Origin of the sequence: Sphingobium fuliginis (genome assembly GCF_015074805.1) — a bacterium.
Classification (GTDB): Bacteria; Pseudomonadota; Alphaproteobacteria; order Sphingomonadales; family Sphingomonadaceae; genus Sphingobium; species Sphingobium fuliginis.
Map to the genome: position 1 here is coordinate 2,322,470 of NZ_CP060035.1, position 19,804 is coordinate 2,342,273.

The 19,804-nt window shown below is 63.0% G+C and carries 13 protein-coding genes and 1 pseudogene; 3 read left to right on the plus strand and 11 right to left on the minus strand.

Annotated features, from left to right (window positions below):
* The 7 genes from trbE to H5V43_RS11235 all read right to left on the minus strand — a co-directional run bounded on the left by trbE (position 1) and on the right by H5V43_RS11235 (position 7,604).
* Positions 1-2,451, minus strand: coding sequence for a conjugal transfer protein TrbE (trbE, locus tag H5V43_RS11205; RefSeq protein WP_025549553.1), 2,451 nt, complete (start codon positions 2,449-2,451; stop codon positions 1-3).
* A complete protein-coding gene (locus tag H5V43_RS11210; RefSeq protein ID WP_025549554.1) occupies positions 2,445-2,705 on the minus strand; it encodes a VirB3 family type IV secretion system protein in 261 nt (86 codons plus the stop codon). The genes trbE and H5V43_RS11210 overlap by 7 nt, the downstream gene beginning before the upstream one ends.
* Positions 2,702-2,989 carry a TrbC/VirB2 family type IV secretion system protein gene (locus tag H5V43_RS11215; protein ID WP_037482814.1) on the minus strand — a complete coding sequence of 96 codons (288 nt, stop codon included), beginning with the start codon at positions 2,987-2,989 and terminating at the stop codon, positions 2,702-2,704. Before H5V43_RS11215 ends, H5V43_RS11210 begins: the two co-directional genes overlap by 4 nt.
* Before the next feature lie 56 nt (positions 2,990-3,045).
* On the minus strand, positions 3,046-4,002 hold the full coding sequence (gene trbB / locus H5V43_RS11220; RefSeq protein ID WP_052816711.1) for a P-type conjugative transfer ATPase TrbB: 957 nt from the start codon (positions 4,000-4,002) through the stop codon (positions 3,046-3,048).
* A 62-nt stretch (positions 4,003-4,064) separates the two neighbouring features.
* Positions 4,065-4,481, minus strand: a complete 417-nt coding sequence (locus H5V43_RS11225) for a hypothetical protein (protein ID WP_025549557.1) — start codon at positions 4,479-4,481, stop codon at positions 4,065-4,067.
* Positions 4,478-6,499 (minus strand): conjugal transfer protein TraG, encoded by a 2,022-nt coding sequence (locus tag H5V43_RS11230; RefSeq protein WP_025549558.1) that lies wholly within the window; start codon positions 6,497-6,499, stop codon positions 4,478-4,480. The genes H5V43_RS11225 and H5V43_RS11230 overlap by 4 nt, the downstream gene beginning before the upstream one ends.
* Before the next feature lie 145 nt (positions 6,500-6,644).
* Positions 6,645-7,604, minus strand: coding sequence for a HEPN domain-containing protein (locus tag H5V43_RS11235; RefSeq protein WP_128830767.1), 960 nt, complete (start codon positions 7,602-7,604; stop codon positions 6,645-6,647).
* A gap of 120 nt (positions 7,605-7,724) precedes the next feature.
* On the opposite strand from H5V43_RS11235, the gene H5V43_RS11240 reads away from it, so the two are divergent.
* The gene (locus H5V43_RS11240; RefSeq protein ID WP_244968618.1) at positions 7,725-8,015 is read left to right on the plus strand and encodes a CopG family ribbon-helix-helix protein; all 291 of its coding nucleotides are present in this window, start codon (positions 7,725-7,727) and stop codon (positions 8,013-8,015) included.
* A gap of 137 nt (positions 8,016-8,152) precedes the next feature.
* On the opposite strand, the gene rlxS is transcribed toward H5V43_RS11240, so the two are convergent.
* Positions 8,153-10,165, minus strand: coding sequence for a relaxase/mobilization nuclease RlxS (gene rlxS, locus H5V43_RS11245; RefSeq protein ID WP_025549560.1), 2,013 nt, complete (start codon positions 10,163-10,165; stop codon positions 8,153-8,155).
* 639 nt (positions 10,166-10,804) lie between these two features.
* Here rlxS and H5V43_RS11250 point away from each other — a divergent pair.
* Together H5V43_RS11250 and H5V43_RS11255 are read left to right on the plus strand one after the other, a co-directional pair.
* Entirely contained in the window at positions 10,805-17,476 is a 6,672-nt protein-coding gene (locus tag H5V43_RS11250; RefSeq protein WP_193666660.1) for an autotransporter domain-containing protein, read from the plus strand.
* Positions 17,477-17,532: 56 nt separating this feature from the next.
* Positions 17,533-17,807: pseudogene (locus H5V43_RS11255) on the plus strand (HU family DNA-binding protein).
* A 405-nt stretch (positions 17,808-18,212) separates the two neighbouring features.
* Here the strand turns inward: H5V43_RS11255 and H5V43_RS11260 are convergent.
* From H5V43_RS11260 to H5V43_RS11270, 3 genes are read right to left on the minus strand one after another with little or no spacing between them, the layout of a single operon-like run.
* Positions 18,213-18,842 (minus strand): lytic transglycosylase domain-containing protein, encoded by a 630-nt coding sequence (locus H5V43_RS11260; protein ID WP_025549563.1) that lies wholly within the window; start codon positions 18,840-18,842, stop codon positions 18,213-18,215.
* Entirely contained in the window at positions 18,830-19,402 is a 573-nt protein-coding gene (gene lepB / locus H5V43_RS11265) for a signal peptidase I (protein WP_025549564.1), read from the minus strand. Before lepB ends, H5V43_RS11260 begins: the two co-directional genes overlap by 13 nt.
* A complete protein-coding gene (locus H5V43_RS11270) occupies positions 19,399-19,656 on the minus strand; it encodes a helix-turn-helix domain-containing protein (protein ID WP_025549565.1) in 258 nt (85 codons plus the stop codon). The genes lepB and H5V43_RS11270 overlap by 4 nt, the downstream gene beginning before the upstream one ends.
* Between the last annotated feature and the right edge of the window lie 148 nt (positions 19,657-19,804).

The window sequence follows — 19,804 nt, forward strand, 5'->3', positions numbered from 1 at the left end:
TCATTTCTCCTTGGACTGGAGGGAAGCAGGGGATGGAAAAAGCTCAAGATCGTCCGCTGCTGCCGGGAGGCCGCAGCCGCGCAGGAAGTGGCCCGCAAATCCGTCGAGACCATGTTCGGTGATGATCGCATCGATCCGGCTCTGGCTGTCGGGGTCAGACGCACCGCACAGAGCGAGGGCGACCGGCCCCAGATCCAGTTCAAACAGACGGTTGCCGCGTTGGGACTGGAGATAATAATGGCGCTTGGGCGTCGCGCGGCTGATGAGCTCGATCTGGCGCGCATTGAGGCCGAAACGCTCATAGGCTACCCGCGATTGCGGTTCGACTGCCCGGTCATTGGGAAGCAGGATGCGCTGCGGACAGCTTTCGATGATGGCAGGCGCGATGCTGCTCTCGCTGATATCGGCAAGGCTCTGGGTTGCGAACAGCACTGCCACATTCTTCTTCCGGAGAGTCTTCAGCCATTCCCGGATGCGCGCGGCGAAGAGCGGATCGTCAAACAGGCTCCAAGCCTCATCCAGGATCATCAGCGTCGGCCGGCCGTCAAAGCGTTGCTCAATCCGATGGAAAAGATAGGTGAGGACCGGAGCGGCCAGACCCTTGCGCCCCATCAGCGCCTCGGTTTCGAAACATTGGACATCGCGCTGCGCGAGGCGCTCCTCCGCGGCGTCCAGATATCCGCCATGGCTGCCATCCAGCATATAGGGCGCGAGCGCCAGCCGAAGAGCATTGGACTGGAGAAGAAGCGACAGGCCGGTCAGCGTCCGCTGTTCGACCGGGGCCATTGCCAGGCTGGAGAGCGCCGACCAGAGCGCGTCCTTTATCTCGGGGTTCAGCAGCACCCGTTCCTGGGCGAAAATGCCACCCAGCCACTCGGCCGCCCAGCTGCGCTCGCTTTCCCTGTCGATGTTGCGCAACGGCTGAAAGGAAAGCAGATCGCCTTCCCCATCACCGGCGCCCAGCGCATGGTGGCTGCCCCCCATGGCAAGCACCGCCGCGCGCGCCGAGCGGCCCATGTCGAACATGATGACGCGGGCACCGGCATAACGGCGGAACTGGAAAGCGATGAAGGAAAGGAGAACCGACTTTCCTGCGCCGGTTGGTCCCAAGACCATCATATGGCCCACGTCGCCGACATGGGTCGACAGGCGAAACGGTGTCGATCCGCTGGTCTTTGCCTGGAACAAAGGCGCCCCGGCGAGGTGACGATTGCCATGAGGTCCGGCCCAGACGGCGGAAAGCGGCATCAGATGGGCAAGATTGAGGCTGTGCACCAGCGGCTGCCTTACATTGGCGTAGACCTGCCCGGGCAGGCCCGACAACCAGGCCTCGACCGCATTGACGGATTCGCGGATGCAGGTGAAGCCAAGCCCGTTCACAACCCGCTCGACGGCCCGGACCTTGGCATCGACGGCAGTGGCATCGCGATCCATCACCGTAATCGTCGTGGTCAGATAACCGAAGGCGACATGATCGCCGCCCAGCGCCTGCAGGGCGAGGTCCGCGTCGATCACCTTGTTGTCGGCGTCGCTGTCGAGCAGCTGGGCCGGCTGATTGTACATCACCTCGCGCAGCAGCGCCGCGACCGATTTGCGCTTGTTAAACCATTGCCGCCGGAGCTTTGTCAGCGAGCGGGCGGCATCGCTCTTGTCGAGCGCGATGTAGCGCGTGACCCAGCGATAGCCGAAATTCTGGTGATTGAGGGCGTCGAGCAGGCCGGGTCTGCTCATATTGGGGAAAGCGAGCAGCGTCAGCGTACGGATGTGCTGCCCGCCAAGGCGGGGTTCGAGACCGCCGACAAGCGGCGTGTCCGCCAGCAGGCCGTCGAGATAGAAGGGCGTCTCGGGAACATGCACGCCATGATCCCGATCCGACACGGCCGCATGGAGAAAGGTCAGGGTTGCGGCATCATCCAGCGGCTGGATTTCAGGCATGAAAGTGCTGAACAGATCGATGATCCGCGCTGTCTCGGCAATGAAGCCGCCGAGCGCCTGACGCCAATCACGCTGCCCGACCTTCCCTTCGCGCTCGACAAGATGCCGTCCAGCCGCATCGCTGCTGTCAGCAGGCGGCAGCCACAGGAGGGTTGCATGATATACGCTTTCGAAATGCTGCTCGTGAGACGCGAATTGCGCACGCCGTTCCTGATCCATGAGCCAGGAAGCAGGATCGCCGAACTTGCCATCGGGATACCCCTGCGCTTCCCGTCGGTGGGCCTCGAAGAAAATCGCCCAGCCCGAACCGAGCCTTTTCAAAACATTATTCGCACGCGCGCAGGTGGCAACCAGTTCCGCTTCCGTCGCGCTCTCAAGGTCTGGCCCACGGAAGCGGAATGTGCGCTGGAAACTGCCATCCTTGTTGAGGACCACGCCGGGCGCGACGAGCGCGGTCCAGGGCAGATGGTCGGTGATGCGGTCGGCCCGGGACCGATATTCAGACAGGTTCAGCATGCCCAATATCCCTTCTGGCGGAGATGGCGAAGCAGGACCGGGGCGAAATCAGGATCGCGGCGGGTCGCTATGACCGCGATGCTGTGCCCGATCGTCCATGCCGCGATCCCGACCAGCCATATCTGAAAGCCAAGGCCGATCGCAGCGGCCAGGGTGCCATTGAGGATCGACAGGCCCCGGGGCACCCCGCCCAGCAAAATGGGCGAGGCGAGGCTCGCATGGATGGGGACCTCGAAGCCTTCGATCGCGATCATGCCACGAGCGCCCCGCCGCCGAAGCTGAAGAAGGAAAGGAAGAAGGAGGATGCGCCAAAAGCGATGGAAAGGCCGAAGACGATCTGGATCAGGCGGCGAAAACCGCCCGAGGTCTCACCAAAGGCAAGCGTGAGCCCGGTCGTGATGATGATGATCACGGCGACGATCTTCGCCACCGGTCCCTGCACCGATTCCAGCACCTGTTCGAGCGGCTGTTCCCAGGGCATGCCGGAGCCGGCGGCATGCGCGGCGGCCGAAGCCATGGCAAGACCAGCGGCGAGCATGATGGCGACGGACCCGGCACCGTGAAGGACGGCTGGTTGGGGGAATGATTTTCTGGTCATAAAGCTAATCCTGTGGGGGTTGGAGGGACGAGGAGTTCGATGAGCCGGTAGCCACCCTGCGGGTCGAGACCATCGACCCGCGCGAGGCTGGTGACGCGCCGCGCCGCGCCGCGCCCGGACAGAAAGACGATGAGGTCGATGGCATCGGCGATAAGGGCGCGCGGAACCCTCGCCACGGCCTCCTGCACCAGGCTTTCGATACGGTTGAGCGCAGCGGCGGAACCATTGGCGTGGACGGTCGCAATCCCGCCGGGGTGACCCGTATTCCAGGCCTTGAGCATGTCGAGGGCTTCGGGTCCCCTCACCTCGCCGACAATGATCCGGTCGGGCCGCAACCGGAGCGTGGAACGCACCAGGTCGGTCATGGTGACGATGCCCGCCCGCGTGCGCAGCGCCACGGTATCGACCGAGGGGCTTTGCAATTCGCGCGTGTCTTCGATCAGGATCAGCCGTTCCTCCCTGGCCCCGATCTCGCCCAGCAGGGCATTGGCGAGGGTCGTCTTGCCAGAGCTGGTGGCGCCGGCGACTAGGATGTTCCACCGCTCATGCACCGCGCGACGCAGAAGCGCCGCGGCGGTATCGCTGATGATGCCATCGCTGACATAATCGTCCATGCTGTAGGGCCGGGACGCCGGCTTGCGGATCGCGAAGCAGGGGCCGACCGCAATCGGCGGCAGGATCGCTTCAAATCGCTCGCCGGTCCTTCCTTCTGTCTGCGGCGGCAATTCCGCTGATAATATGGGTGCGCCGGCATGAACCTCCGTGCGCACATGCGAGGCGACCAGGCGGATGATCCGTTCGACTTCGCCGGGCCCAAGGACAATATCGGTATCGACACGTCCTTCACCCAGCAGGTCGAGCCGCAGGGCGCCATCGGGATTGACCATGATCTCGATGACGCGGGGATCGTCAAGTGCCGCAGCGATCGCCGGTCCCATCGCGCTGTGCAGCATGGCTTTGCGCCGTCCGGCTGCCGTTTCATCATGCGTCGTCGCGGTGAATGTTTCGTGCCGGGTCACCCCTCGCCTCCTTCGGCCGATGGGGCCGCGATCGTCCGCTTGCCGGTTGCAAGCTGGCGGCCAACCTGGCTGATGAACGCCTCGAAGCGCTGGCGGCCCTGAGCCCGTCCAACCTCGTCATTCTCCCCGAGCGGGGGTGTCACCATGAGCTGGTAGCGGATGAACAAAGCGAGGCTTTCGACCATAATGTCGATGTCGCGGCGGGCGGCTGCCAGTTCCTTCGACAGTTCATTGAGGCGCATGCGCAGCGCCGCTTCCGCCTCACTCGCGCCGCGATGGCGCAGCCATGTCCGCAACGCATCGTTGACCAATCGGCTTTTATTCCCTGCATGGCCGGTACCCATGGCATCGAGCGCATCGCCGATCTCGCGGTCGATATAGAGATTCTGGCGGATCTTGGGCGCGCGCTTCATAGCCCCAACGCCTTTTCATGGGTTGACGCGACATCGATGGCATGGCCGCGGATGACCGGCGCCATGCGCTGCGCCTGCTCCATCGCGCGCTTGTCGGAAACGACATCCTCATCCTCGATGATGGAGCGATCCATCTCCAATTCGGAATTCTGCCTGCCGGTCCGAATCTCGGTTTCAAACGCCGGATGCCGATGCTGCTGGCGCCCGCCTTCGTCGGCCGCCTTCCCCGTGACAGCTGCGGCAGCCAATGTACCTCCCCGCTCGGCAGGCGCACTCCAATCATCTTGCCGCGACGGGGGAATGTCGGAATAGGCCTTGTCGCTCAGCAGCGGCGGCGCTCCGATACGAGCGGCGAAATTGGGATCGCTATAATAGCGCAGCTTCTTCGCGCGGATCGGCGCCATGCCGGCGACGAGGACCAGTTCCTCCTCGGTCGAAAGCTGCATGACTTCGCCGGGTGTCAGAAGCTGGCGCGCGGTTTCCTGGCGGCTGACCATGACATGGGCCAGCCACGGCGCCAGACGGTGCCCCGCATAGTTGCGCATGGCGCGTTGTTCGGTCGCCGTCCCCAGCGCATCGGATATACGCTTCGCCGTCCGATCGTCATTGGTCGCAAAGGCGATACGGACGTGGCAATTGTCGAGAATGGCATTGTGCTCGCCATAGGCCTTTTCGATCTGGTTAAGGCTCTGCGCGATCAGGAAGGCCCGGATCCCGTAACCGGCCATGAAGGCAAGGCTCGTTTCGAAGAAATCCAGCCGGCCAAGCGCGGGGAACTCATCCAGCATTATGAGGAGTTGGTGCCGTTGATCTTTCCCGGCCGACTGATCGAGGCGCTCGGTCAGCCGCCGTCCGATCTGGTTGAGGATCAGCCGGATCAGCGGCTTGGTACGGCTGATGTCGGACGGCGGCACCACCAGATAGAGCGAACAGGGCTGCGTGCCCTCCATGAGATCGGCGATCCGCCAGTCGCAGCGCGACGTCACTTGCGCGACAGTGGGATCGCGATAGAGGCCAAGGAAGGACATGGCGGTCGAAAGCACGCCCGATCGTTCATTCTCGCTCTTGTTCAGCAATTCCCGGGCGGCGGAGGCGACGACAGGATGGACCTGCGGATGCTCCTTCGTCCCGAGATGGTTGGCGGTCATCATGAGATGGAGCGTTGCCGCAAAGCTTCGGCGGGGATCGGAAAGAAAGGTCGCCACATGGGCGAGCGTCTTTTCCTCCTCGGCATAGAGAATATGGAGAATGGCGCCGACCAGCAGGGAATGGCTGGTCTTTTCCCAGTGGTTCCGGGTTGTCAGCGCGCCCTCGGGATCGACGAGGATATCGGCGATATTCTGGACGTCCCGGACCTCGTCCGCGCCGCGGCGAACCTCAAGCAGGGGATTGTAGCGGGCAGAGCGTGCATCCGTTGGATTGAACAGCAGGCAATGCGAGAAACGGGCGCGCCAGCCTGCCGTCAGGGTCCAGTTCTCCCCCTTGATGTCGTGAATGACCGCGGACCCGGTCCAGGACAACAGGGTCGGCACGACCAGGCCAACGCCCTTGCCCGAACGCGTGGGCGCAAAGGCCATGACATGCTCAGGCCCCTCATGACGCAGATAATGGTCGCCATGGCGGCCGAGCATGACACCGGCCGGCCGATACAGTCCCGCCCGCCGCACATCCCTGTGGCTCGCCCAGCGCGCCGAGCCATAGGTCGTCACCTGCCGGGATTGGCGCGCGCGCCATAGCGAGCCGCAGATCGCGGCGGCGCAACCAACAAACCCGCTGGCCGCAGCCAGCGCGCCCGCCTTGTCGAAGACGATCGGCGCATAAGCGTCGAAATGATACCACCAGGCGAAAAGCGACCAGGGGCAATAGACCGGAATATCGCCGAGCATGAACCAGGAGGGCCCCAGCTGGGGCTGATAGGCGAGCATGATCGCCGCCCACTGGGTAGCGGCCCACACGCCTGCAAGGACGATGGCCAGCACAATGAGGATCTGGCCGATCAACAATTTGGTCGGGGTCACGGTTTTGCTCCCGCCCGCCGGACTGGACCGGTTCGAGCGGGTTCAAGAATCCGCGAAAGCTTTTCAGAAGGACATGGTGCAAATCGGCCCAGATCGGCTCAATTGGGTCGCCATTTACGGGTCCACACGATCATCGCCCGATCGATCAGGCCCCGGCATCCACCCGAAGCTGTTCGATTCTCTCGCATGCGGATATTTCGACGGCATCCCGCAACATTCGGACGGACTGGGCAATCGCCTCAAGATCCTCGATGCTAATGGCATACGCAGCCGAGTAACGCGCCTCGACATAGGCGCGCTTCAACAGTTCGAACAGGCGACGCTCTGCCCTTGTGCCCCGTGGCCAAGCGGAGATCAGACGCGTCTCAATGTCTTCGGCAAGGGATCGGAGAAATTTGATATTATGGGAGCGCGGAAAATACAGTGTTCGGACGAGGAGAAAGCAGATGTACAATCGTTCCGTTGCTTGGTGGAACGAGAATGCTGCATCCTTTCGCCAACCTAAGTCTTCAGATCCTTTCGCAGCCTGATCATCTGCCGTAACTAGCGCGCGGTTTGAACTGTCCATCCAACTTTGATGGTAGGCCAGCGCCATCTCATAAGCGTCCCGAGGTGTTAGCGGCTGCGGCGCTACCAAACTCGTTCCGGGGAGTTCGTAGAGGACGATTCCATCACGAGCGATATCAACCCAAAAATATTCGCCCTTCCGCAGGCCCTGATTCACTTCATCGAGCGTATGGACGATGATGTTGACCGGCCGGCGCACAGCGTCATCGTGCAGGATCTTGTCCTCGGCGACATACCAATAACCGGCGATGTCAGTGAGGTCGGCATGGCTGACGATGATCAGCAGATCGAAATCGGACTGGTAGCCATTTTCAGGTTCGTCGACCCAATCCATGCGTGAATAACTCCCGAAGAGAACGATCTTCAGGATCCGCCCATTGCGCTTCCAGGACTGGCTTGCGCGAGAGGTCGCCTCGGCAAATTCGCCAAGGAGAATTTTCTGGACCCGCTCCAACTCGCCGCGCTGGATATCCGGCAGGTGATCAAGATCCGTTTTCATGTCCGGATTCTCGCGGGATTTCCTTCCCTTGGCAAGCACCTATGAACTTGTCCTGGAGAAGCGAAGCGTGCACAATCATGGGGCAGGGACAAGAGCATCGCTTCCCGGCCACGGCTGTTGCATTTGCTTGCCAAGCCAAGAGCCTTTTGAACAACTTTCATGACGATTGGCAGTGATGAAGATGGCAACAGGGACCGGGGTCTTGACAGCCCATGTGCCGGTGGGACGGCCGATAAGATCGATGCCCCGGTTGCTCGCATTGACCGTTCGCGACGGTGGATCATGAAGCAGGCTCTGGCGGCATGGATCGACCAGGAGGAAGAGCGGCACAAGATGACGCTTGAAGCCTTGGCAGATGTAGACGCGGGCCGGGTGATCGATCATCAGAATGTTCAGGCCTGGGCTGACAGCCTTGCGACCGACAGCCCGCTACCCTCGCCCCCCGCGTGAAGATTCAGTGGACCAGCAAGGCGTCGTCCGTTCCTTTGCGCCCGCATGAGCGCCTGCGGCCGGTCGGACCCGATGCATCCTCGCGTGTCGTATCGCGAGCCGCAGTCTCCGCGTAACTGACGACGGCATTTCCAGGGTCAACTGATCGTCGGCCCGCTTCGACCCCGCCCGAAGGACCAGCTCACGCCATCTTCGCGCATAAGGCCGGACACACTTTGCCCGACACGCCGCTCCAGCACTGGCCGCCAGGGCACGAGCGCAAAATCCCGCGACCGTTCGAGCACCGCAAAGCGCCCGGAAATGAGGTCGATGCGGCGCCTGTATATGCCCTCGAGCTTTTCGCCCTCGACGGTCTCGGCAAAGGGCAAGGCCAGTTCGTGCGACAACTGGCCCGCCACGCGCAAAAGCTCACGTCGCCGCAGGACTGCAAGCAGATCCTTGCGATAGCGGATTTCGCCTTCGCGCTGCTCGGCCAGCTCCTCCTCCACCAGCCATTGTCGCCGACGCGCCAGCGCATCCGTCATGTCGCGACCAAAGCCTGCATTGCGCAACTGGGGAGGATCACCGTCGACCAGCGTGCGATCGAGCCAGGTTGCGGCATGGGCGGTCGCCAGTTCCGCGACACCCACGGGCGAGAGCATCTCGATCATGACGGGCTGGATCCTGAGTTGCCGATGCTCGAACGCCGCTACGCGATCGAGATGGTCGGGGGTGATGATCCAGCGCCCATCGCCCGGACGCCCGGCAATATCCCCGGCACGCGCAAGCGCCTCGAGCCTGCGGACATGCGCCTCGACATAGTCCGAACGCGCGCCCGGGTCATGGAGGCGATGCGCTTCGCCATCATAGCGTCCGCCATTGCCAGCCGCGACGGCGGCGATCGTCCGATCCACCTCGCGGACGGCTGCTTCCCTCGGCCTGATGGCGACAACGGCGGCGCCTGGCTGAGGACCGTCCCCATCGACCTTTGATGGTGGGAGCAAATCGCCGGTTTCGCCCTTGCCGATCGGCACATAATGAGAGCGTCCGTCGATGCCGTCGATCAGCAGAAAATGACGATCCTCCAGCTCATCGGCAAGCCCGCGCATGAGTATGCGCCCGATGAGCGGCGAGGCGCCTGCCTCGGCCGGATCATAGATAAGCTGGTCGGCGCTTGACCGCTCCAGCCGCAGCCGCGAAAATTCGCGCTGCATCGTGCGGATGATGTCTCCCCGTTCACCCATGGTGCGGAGGACAGATTCGAGATCTGGGTCAAGCCGATAGCGGCCGGTGGGCAGAGGCTCGGCCAGCCCCATACGCGCGAGATGCCCAAGCCTGCTCGCCTGCAAGTCATGTTCGCGGGGATCGCGGGCAATGGGTTTGACGATATGGTCATCGGCGATGCGGAGCAGCGAACGGTCGATCGGCGTGAACCTGTCCTGCGTGATTTCCGCGCGGCGCGAGACGAGAATTTCGCGATCGCTTCTGGGACCAAGATCGAGTTCAACGAGTTCAGCCGCACGCTCGCGCAATCCCCTGCTGATATAGTCGCGCGCAATGACAAGATTGTCGCCATGCTGATCGACGCCCCGGAGCAGGATATGGCTGTGCGGATGGCCCGTATTATAATGATCGACCGCGACCCATTCGAGCCGCGTGCCGAGATCCTCTTCCATCTGCATCATGAGACGGCGGACAAGGGGTTTGAGATCCTCATATCGATCGCCATCCTCCGGCGCGACGATGAAGCGGAACTGATGCCTGTCTCCACTGCCCTTTTCCAGAAAGGCCTTGCCGTCGGCATGGTCCTCCCCGGGACCGTAAAGCGCGCTGCGGTCACCCGCCCTATTGGTTCCGTCCCGCTGCAGATAGCGCAGATGGTCGACCGCCTGGTTTCCGCCCTTGCCGCCCAGCCTCACAAGCCGCGCCTTGACGATGACACGCCGGCGCTGGAAGAACGCATTGCTTGTCCCAACGCTAAGCAGCCGGCCGATGCCAGCGCCGCGCCCATAGCGATGGCCGGAAAAACCGGCTCCTCCCTTTCGTCCTGGCCCCGCGCCGCGCGCCAGATTGGCGGCGGCGACCACCCTGCCGGCATAACGCCGCGCCTTGGGCCCACGCGACGCGCGCTGCCGTCCAAGCCGGGGCGCGAAATCCTCATCATCGGCCATCGCATGGTTCCTGCTCTGGCCCCTCTCGTAGCCAGAGTGCGGCATCTTCCGCGCCATGGGAAGCGGTGCCGCCAGAGAGCCCGGAAATCCGCGCCTTTCAGATGGACTTGGCACTGGACAAGCGCCCATCCCGAAATATGGCACCAGGAAAAATGATGTGCAGACAAGAGGTTAGACGGCCTCTGGTGCCGGCACCTTTATCTTGCCTTAGGCCGCCCCCCTTCCCGCTCCCCTCTGCTCTCCCCGTCACCTCTCCTCGATCGCGGCCATTTTGAAATGCGCGAGTGCCTGCTAACGCCAAAATCGAAACACCCGTCTTGCCGCTTCTCCCCCTTCGTCCGCCAGGCAATTGGAGGCACCTGGTCTCGCGATTCCTGTCTTGGTCCCGTTCGCGTTGAAGCGCCAGGTTTCGTGGACAAAGGGTATCCATTGTCGGGCAGGGACGAGAATGGCGATGCCCACACATGCCTTTCCGATCTTTTGACATCGAGCTGCGATGGGATGCCATCTCCATGTCCGGGACCAAGGCCGGAGCATTAAGCAAGGAAAGGAATTTATCTTCAAATTGGAATGATTTAGCGGCTTGCAACCTTTCGAATTCTCCGTGTAACCAATTGGCGGGGTTTACAGGGGTCCAACATGAATCTGAAGAATTGCGCGTCCAAATGGGCGCTGCTCGCCAGCGCCAGTGTCATCACCGCGCTCGGTACCGGTTCGTCTGCGCAGGCCGCCTGCACCACCGCCAATGGCATCGTCACCTGCACGGGCGACAACCAGCCCTTCACCATAACCTCTGACACCCAGACGATTATTGCGCAGGACGCGACCGTTACCGGGTCCGGTCTGTCCGCGATCCGCCTGAACAGCACGCGAGCAAATCTCGTCGTCAATGGGACGGTCAGCGCTACTGGCGCTGCTGTGCTTACCATCCAGAATGGCGACCGGATTCTTAACTACGATCCCTATGCCGGAGCTGCATCGCCGAGGGGATACTATTCCTACCCCTACCTCTATCCCACCGGTCAGGCTAGGATTCTGATCGGAGAACAGGGCGTCATCAGTGGCGATACCGGTATCTGGATCGAGCGATCAAGCAACAACTATCTGGGCGGCTCCACGGCCTCGATCGACAATAGCGGCCTCATCACCGCGACCTCGGGAAGCGCGATCCGTGGTCCCTCCGGTCTTTCCGGCGTCAGCTACACATCGATCACCAACCAGGAAAGCGGGACGATCCATGGCATTGCAGCACCCATCGAAACAATCACCAATGCCGGCCTGATCGACGGCCGCGGCAATGCGGCCATCGACGTTGGCCTGCGCTATGACAGCTTCTTTGCCAGCTATGGCCTGTCATACATCATCAATAGCGGTACAATCACTTCCACTGCCGGGGCGACGATTATCGGCCAGCACAACCCGCTGTCCGTTAACAACAGCGGCGTGATCGGAAACAGCAATGGCGGCCAGTCGATCCATGCCGGATCGAACCTGTACCTGACCAATTCGGGCACGATCCAGGGGGATATCGTGGCCAGCGGCGCCAGCACGATCGACAGCACGGCAGGCACCATCGAGGGTGACGTGCTGCTGGGCGATGGCGATGACATCATCATCGCCGCGCTCGATGAGAATAACCGGCTGACGACCGGGATCACCGGTCAGATCGACGGCGGCGCTGGCACGAACGCCATTGCTCTCACTATTGCCGCCGATGCCACGCTGACCGGCGCGCCGCTGCTGCCGACCCGCTTTTCCCTGCTGCAGGCGGGCCTCTCCAATCAGGCGAAGCTTACGCTCGACACCAATTTCAGCGGCACGTCGCGCCTCTATGTCTTCGGCACGGGCACGCTACTCAACCAGGGACTGATCGATACACAAGGCCGGGCCATGGAGGCTTATGGCTCCGGCTATTCCTCGCCACTCAGCCTGCAAAATAACGGCACCATCAAGGCAAGCCTGAGGAGCGCGACCGACGCCGCCGTTTCGATCGATGGCGTATCCCTGACCAACGACGGCAGCATCGAAGCGACCGGCGGCGCGGGCGTGCTGTTGAAGTCGGGCTACGGCACGGCCCTCACCAACAACGGGACAGTCAGTGCGACCGGGAGCGTGGCCATACTCTTTGGGGGCGGCTATTCCAGCAGCGCGACGCTGGTGAACAAGGCTGGAGGCATCATTCAGGGCGATACAGCCGCCATCGCCATCCTGCCCGACAGCAGCCCCTATTCCTACGCTTCGACCACCATAACCAATGCCGGCTCGATCATCGGTCATGTCGATCTGACCGGCGCGGCCAGCACTGACCGCTTCGTCATGCAACAGGGCGGGACAGTCAGTGGCGATATTCGACTTGGCGCCGGGGATGACAGCTATATTTTCGACGGGACGATGCGGGACGATGGTTTCCTGGCCGGCATTTCCGGGGTGCTAGACGGCGGCGCCGGGACCGACCAGCTGCTGGCGCCGATCAAGGATGATGCCGCGATCACGCTTGACAATACCATCAATTTCGAAACGGTCGGACTGGATATCGCCGAGGGCAAGCAGCTCAGTCTTGCCGGTGCCACGGGCGGCGCCCAGCTCAGCCTCTACGGCAAGGGCAGCGTCGACCTGTCGCTCGATATCGCCGGCCAGAATGTCACGCTGATCAACGCCTCGGGCTACGGCTTCAACTTCCCCGGCGACAGTAGCAGCCTCTATGTCCAGACCGGCACAACGATCGTCAGCCGGAGCTCGCTTAATGCAGTTTTCAGCTCTGCCTATTATGGCGGCAGCGCCGTTCAGCTGGATCAGCTCGACCGGTTCACCAATGAGGGCAGCATCACCCTCACCCAGCCCACCAACCCCTATGGTGCGCGTGCCTCCGCTATCAGCGGCGGCAAGGAGGTCGTGAACAAGGGCGAGATCCTGCTCAACGGCGGCAGCGCCATTGCGGGCGCTCTCACCGTGACCAACAGCGGCATGATCGTCGAGGTCAGCGGCGGCGCTGCGGCGGTGGGCGTATCAAGCTTTCGCGATCTCACCAATAGCGGCACGATCCGCACTTCCGGCAGCGCGGTCTATGCCGGCGATTACAGCGCCTCGACGGTCCGCAACAGCGGCACGATCGAAAGCACCGGCACGCGGGCGATCATTGGCGGTTATGCGCCCACCGTGGTCGTCAACCAGGCCGGCGGAACCATCACCGGCGGCGCGGGCCTCGAAGCCATCGCCCTTTCCGGCGGCGGCGCAGTCAGCAATGCCGGCACGATCAACGGCGATGTGAACCTCAGCTATTCTCCCTATGGCGGCGCCAGCTATGCCAGCGGTGCCTATGTGGATCGCGGCGGCACGCTGAACGGCGACCTGCTGTTTGGTGCTGGCAACGATATTTTCGTTGCCAGCAGCGACACGCTCAGCGTGATGGGTAGCATCGACGCAGGTGATGGCGTCGACAGCTTCGTCCGTGCCTATGATGCCAGCAGGACCGTCGACCTCAATGCCTTCCCCTCGTTCCCGGGCGGGTTCGAGCGGTTCGGCGTCGGTGCCTTGGGCGAAAACACGGTCATTACGTTCACCGCCACCAATAGCTCGATCCGCAAGCATCTCACGCTGGTCGGCGACGGCGCGATCGTCAATCAAGCGGATTTCAGCACGGCCAACCCCTCGGAACAGTTGCTGACGCTGGGCTATTCGGTAGATCCGCTCAACCTTTCCGGCGCCGGCTCGACCCTGAATTTCATCAACCAAGGCAAGATCAGCGGTGCGGTCGGAGGCTATACCGCCAGCTTCACCAATGAAGGCACCATCAGCAACAGCGCCAGCGGCGTGACAGCCGTGGAACTCATTGCCAACAGCCCGGATGGCTTCACCTTCCAGAATAGCGGGACCATCGTCTCGCCCAATGGTTCGCCCTATTTTTACACTACCACAGGCGTCACCATTCAAGGCGCATCCGACAGCCAGATCATCGACAATGTCGCAATTGGCAACAGCGGAAGCATCACGGGCGGACTGTCGGCCTCGTTCCATGCGACCGAATTCAGTTTCGCCAATTACGGGACGATCGAACCGGGCCTTAACAGCTATCTCCCTTCGGTCTCGCTCTCACTCGGCCAGAGCTATTATAGCGGTACTGACACTAATGCCGACAAAGCGACGATCAGCAACGGCGGGAGCCTGACGAACGCGATCGATGCCGCAATCGCGGCCAAGGCGCTGGCTTTCAGCAACGGCGGTACGATCGGTTCATCCCTTTACGGCGCGGCCGTCTTGCTCACCCAAACGGCGCATGAGACCCGTGACATGACGCAGGGTCTCTATGGGGCAATCGATCAGGAAAGCCTGTCCTTTGCTAATAGCGGTACGTTGAACGGCAGCGCTTATCTCTATTCCAGTGCAACCTCCATCGCCGTCGCCAATAGCGGTACGATCGCCGTGCCGATCAACAGCCTTGTGGAGCTGGATGACCCGGCTCTGAGGATCGAAGGGAACAGCCTGGGTAGCCAGACCATTGCCTTCACCAACAGTGGCGGGATCAGCACCAACCGCCTGGGCGCTTCGGCCGTTTCCATTGAGAGCGATGCGCGCTCAGTCGAACAGCTTAGGAACGGCTTTGACGAGACGGATGGCCCGATCGCCGGCGAACCCACCACGACCATCATCGTCACCAACAGCGGCACGCTGATCGCCGAGGGCGGTGCCAGCTATCGTCCCGCAACCACGCTGCCCTATCCTTGGTATCCTTCATTCCCCGAAAGTCTCAACCTCGTCGCCGCGCTCAGCATCGATGCCTCCAGCGGCGGCCAGTCCAGCATTACCTTGATCAATGAGGCAGGCGGGATCATTTCCGCCACCGGTGCGACCCGCAATGCTGCCGATGTGCAAAACCCTGTGGTCGCGGGCCTGGAAAATATCGGTTCGACCGCCTTTATGGGTCGCGCGAATCAGATCACGCTGGTCAATGCCGGGACGATCCGCGGCCTTCAAGGCGGGATTGTGCCTGCCAGTCTGCAGGTCGATCCGACCGCATCCGACCATGATTTCGCAGGCCAGTTCCTCGCCGGCGCGATCCAGACGATCAACTCGGCTGACAACGTCACCAACCTCGCCACGGGCGTGATCACCGGCTCGGTCGATCTGGGCGTGTTGGACGACAGCATGGCCAATTACGGCACCATCAACGGCAATGTGTATCTGGGCGAAGGCAATGACCGCTTCACCCATGGCCTGGGCGCGACACTCAACGGCACTGTCGATGGCGGCACCGGCACCGACGCACTGGTCATCGACATCACTGGCGGTGGCCTGCTCAACCAGGCGACGCTCGACAAGTTCGTGAACTTCGAAGAACAGTCCATCACCGGCACCGGCACCATCACTACCGATGGCCCGCTTTCGATCGCCAGCCTTGTGCTGCGCGACGCCAACCTTACCCTGGCCGCCGGGCAGACGCTCAAGACCGCAAGCGACACCAGCATCGTCTTTGCCGAAGGCACGAACAGCCTGGTCAATCTCGGCACCATCGCAGGGTCCCTGAACTTCACAGCAGGCACGAACAGTTTCGTCAATCGGGGCAGCATTGCAGGACCCGTCACCCTTGGCGGGGGGAGCAACAGCTTCACGCTGGGCGCCGGATCCTCGGTCAGCGGGCCGGTCATCGCCAATGGCACCGACGATCTGCTGATCCTGGCGGCGGGCGGCACCGACGCGGCACCGCAGGAATCGCGCCTGTCCGGCTTCACGGGCTTCGAACGCACGCGGCAGGACAGCGGCGCGCTCGCTCTGTCGGGCGACTTCACCACCGGGCAGTTGATCCTTGCCGGCGGCCGCTTTATCGGCCGCACCGGATCGGTACTCAATGCCCCCTCCATCCTGGTCAACCAAGGCGCGACCTTTGGCAGCGCGGGGACCGTCAACGGCAATATCATGGTGCAGGGCGCCCTCTCCCCCGGCGCCTCTCCGGGCACGATGACGGTCAACGGCAATGTCGCGCTGGCGGGTAGCTCCACCACCCTGTTCGAGATGACGCCGACCATCAGTGATGCGCTCATCATCAATGGTACGCTCAGCATCGCGCCGGGTGCGACGCTGAAGATCACCGGCAATCGTCCGCTGACCCCTGGCGTCACCTATGAACTGATCACCGCCACCAGCGGCATCACCGGCAGCTTCGCCACCATCGACAAGGCATCCAGCGTTGTGGGCTTTGTCCGGCAGGGCGATCACAGTATCGACCTGCTGGGCCAGTTCGTACTTGGCAGCGGCGCCAGCGGCCAGGTCACGCAGACGGTCAATTATCTGAACGACCTGCTGATCGCCGGCACCGCAACCAGCGGCATTTTGAATGCGGCGCCTTCCTTGTTGCTGGCAGATGGTACGGTGAATCAGGCAGCCGTCGCTCGCCTCAACGCGGAAAGCTATGCTTCCGCTCCGCAGATCGGCATCGAAAATGGCCTGGCCATCGCCTCGGCCCTGCGCACCGCCTCGACCAGCGCGCGGGGTGAGGAAACGGGCCTCTTCACCTTCGGCCAGACGCTCGGCGGCTGGCGCCGCCTCCCCGGCGACGCGGCGCTCGGCACCGCGCGAGCGAATATCTCGACCTATGGCGCGCTTGCCGGCATCGGTCTCGGCTCACAGACAGCCTCGCTCGGCGCGTTCGTCGGCTATATCGACGCCCGCCAGCAGATCGGTGCGCTTCAGGCCAGGACCAAGGCCGAAGGTATCATGGCCGGCGCAGTCGCGCAGGCGTCGCTTGGCCGTTTCCATGTCGCCGCCTCGCTCAGCTACGACGGCAGCAAGGCCGACACCGACCGCAGCCTGCTCAGCAGCAGCAAACTCAGCAGCCATTATCGCTTGCGCAGCTGGACGGCGGATATTTCGCTGGGCCATGCCTTCGCTCTGAACGATGGCTGGAGCTTCGAACCCGAGGTCGGCTTCACGCATGTCTCCTCGCGCCGCGGCAGCGCGAGCGAGACGGGTGATGCTGTCTGGGCACTGGATGTCCAGGGGCGGCGGACCAAGGCCAGCTTCCTGCGCGGCGCGCTCGAACTGCATGGCCCGGCCGAGGCTCGTATCAATCCATGGCTTTCCGCGGGCGTTCTGCATCAGCTGAGCGGCAACAGCAGCTTCGCGACTGCTGCCTATGCTGGCGTATCCGATGACCTGACTGTCGCGGGCGTGAGCCGCAGCAGGACGCTAGCCACGGTCGGAGCAGGCGTGAACCTGCGGGTTTCGTCGGCGGCAACCCTCTTTTTCAGCGGCAACAGCGAATTTGGAGCCGAAAGCAGCGGTCAAAACCTCACTGCTGGCCTGAGGATCCGTTTCTGAAGATCCAATATTAGCAAAGCGGAGCGCCCAACTTATCAGAGAAGGCTCACGTTCCCATGACCAATGCCGGTCTTGCCCATGCGCTTGCTGCCGATCACGGCATCTCCAAGGCTGACGCCCGCAATATGGGGATGCCGTCTTCGCCGCCATCGTCCATTCTGCCAGCAAGGGCCACGAAGTGTCCCTGAGCGGATTCGGCAAGTTCAAGGTCAGGCACAACCCGGCCCGCGAGGGCCGCAACCCCGCGACCGGTGAGACGATCCAGATCGCGGCATCAAGGCAGCCTGGTTTCACCGCAGCCAAGGCCGTCAAGGATCAGCTCAACCGCTAATGCCCCAGTCAACTGCGGTGCCGTGGTCATGCGCGGCGCCGACATTACGGCACCGAGCATCGGTCAGACGCCACCACTCAACACCCCTCCCAGCGTGCCTGGGCGACGCTTGCGCCTGCCACATCAGGCCGCGCGATCAGTCCCTGTGCCCTGCCATCACCAGCGCCCAATATGATCGCGCTGAACCAGGCGCGATGAAAGATCAGCGTCCCGCTTCGATCGGGCAATTGATCTGCTGATGTCGGAAAGGCACATCCCCAGATGCGGTCCCATCAATCTGGGCAATCCTCAGGCCAAGGGCATGCAGGGTTCCAGGGTCTGATCCACAGCAGGCGGAATCCGGGCACAGCTCAGTCTGAAGCAGTTGATGCAGCAAGTGCCCGCAAGATCGCGACCCGATCGGGATCAACGCCGTACCGCGAAAAGCGGGTCGGAATTCGCCCTTCCCTCGCCCGGCGCCTCTGCCTTCTCGGGTACAGGCTCTCCGGCCAGATAAATAAAAAGGGGCGGCGGATTTGCGACCGGTGAGGGTGGCGGTAACGCCGTAGGATAGGGTCCGATCAGTGATGCGAGGGTCATCATATAGGCGCGCGTTTCCGGCGGCAACGGCCGGCCTTCGATGAGAAATTGCCGATAGCGCTCGGGACCGGCATGATAGGCACCGAACAGCCCCGGATAGCCGAAGCGCTGGTTCATGGCGGCAAGATAGGCGGTGCCCGCGAGGATATTGTCATGGGGATCGTGTGGATTCTGCCCGAGCCCATGAAGCCTTCGCATGTCCGCCCAGGTCCCGGGCATCAGCTGCATGAGCCCCATGGCCCCGGCGGAGCTGGTGATGGGCTTGCCCTGCCAGACCGTGCGGCCGCCGCTCTCCGCGCGCATGACCGCCTCGACCCATAGCCGGTCGATCCCGAAACGGGCCGACGCCTCGGCTATCTCTCCGGCCCAGTCCGCAACTGGGTCGGCGCGCAGCGGCGTTGCCCAGAGGATCAGCCCCATCGCGATCGACCGCAGGCATCGCGTCAGCCCAGCCATAGCGGGCTCGCCTTGCCGATGATGTCGGCCTCTCCCACCGGCCCGAAATAGCGGCCGTCGAAAGATGCCGGAACCTTGTCCATGAGGAGGAAATAGCGGCCGGGACGCAGACCCTCGCAGCCCTCCCACCAGGGCAAGGTCCGGCCCATGCTGTCATGCAGGAGGCGTCTGGCGACCAGCTTTCCGTCCAGCGCCACCCTCTCGCCGCGCGCGCAGACGATGTCGCCCGGAACGCCGATAACGCGCTTTACCAGCGGCACGTTCATGGGGAGATAATGCCGCCGCGCGGCAAGCAGGCGGGCCGGATAGGGCGCGCGCGCCACCACCATGTCGCCGCGCGCGAGCCTTGCCCCCGGGTACACCAGGTAGAAACCGACCGGGGCGCTCGCTGTCGCATTCCAGACCAGGCGCGGGGACGGCGGGAAGGCAATGGTCGCCCCCAGCGCAAGCGCGCCCAACCCGATCCAGAGGGCATGGCGCCGCAGGCGGCGGCGCCTTGCGCGTGCCGCGCGCAACGCCTCACCCCAGGCGAAAAGCGGGAGGTCGCGAGGCCGACTCATGCGCCTTCTCCAGACCTGCGGGCCGCCGACCAGGCATCAAGATCATCGACATGATAACGCCAGCTTCCGCCATGCATGCGGCAGAGCGGCCCCCGCCCCTGATGGCGCAAGCGCTTCAGGGTGTTGGCGGCGATCCCCAGATGAAAGGCCGCCTGCTTGGCGGTCAGATAGGGGCAGGTATTCCGCGCGACCCGGGCGCGCTCGGCCAGGTCCCGCGGTTGGGCGCCGGGCCGTTCCTTCGCATGATCTTCCATGGCTGTTTTCCTTCGCGACCCGGCCCCGGAAGGGGCATGTGGGTCAGATCGGCCCATGCTGGGGCGATCCGGCCCATCGCGGCACGGTCGGAAAATGGGGGGCGCCCTTTTCGACCCCCGGCGCGATCATCCGGTCCCGGCCGCATGG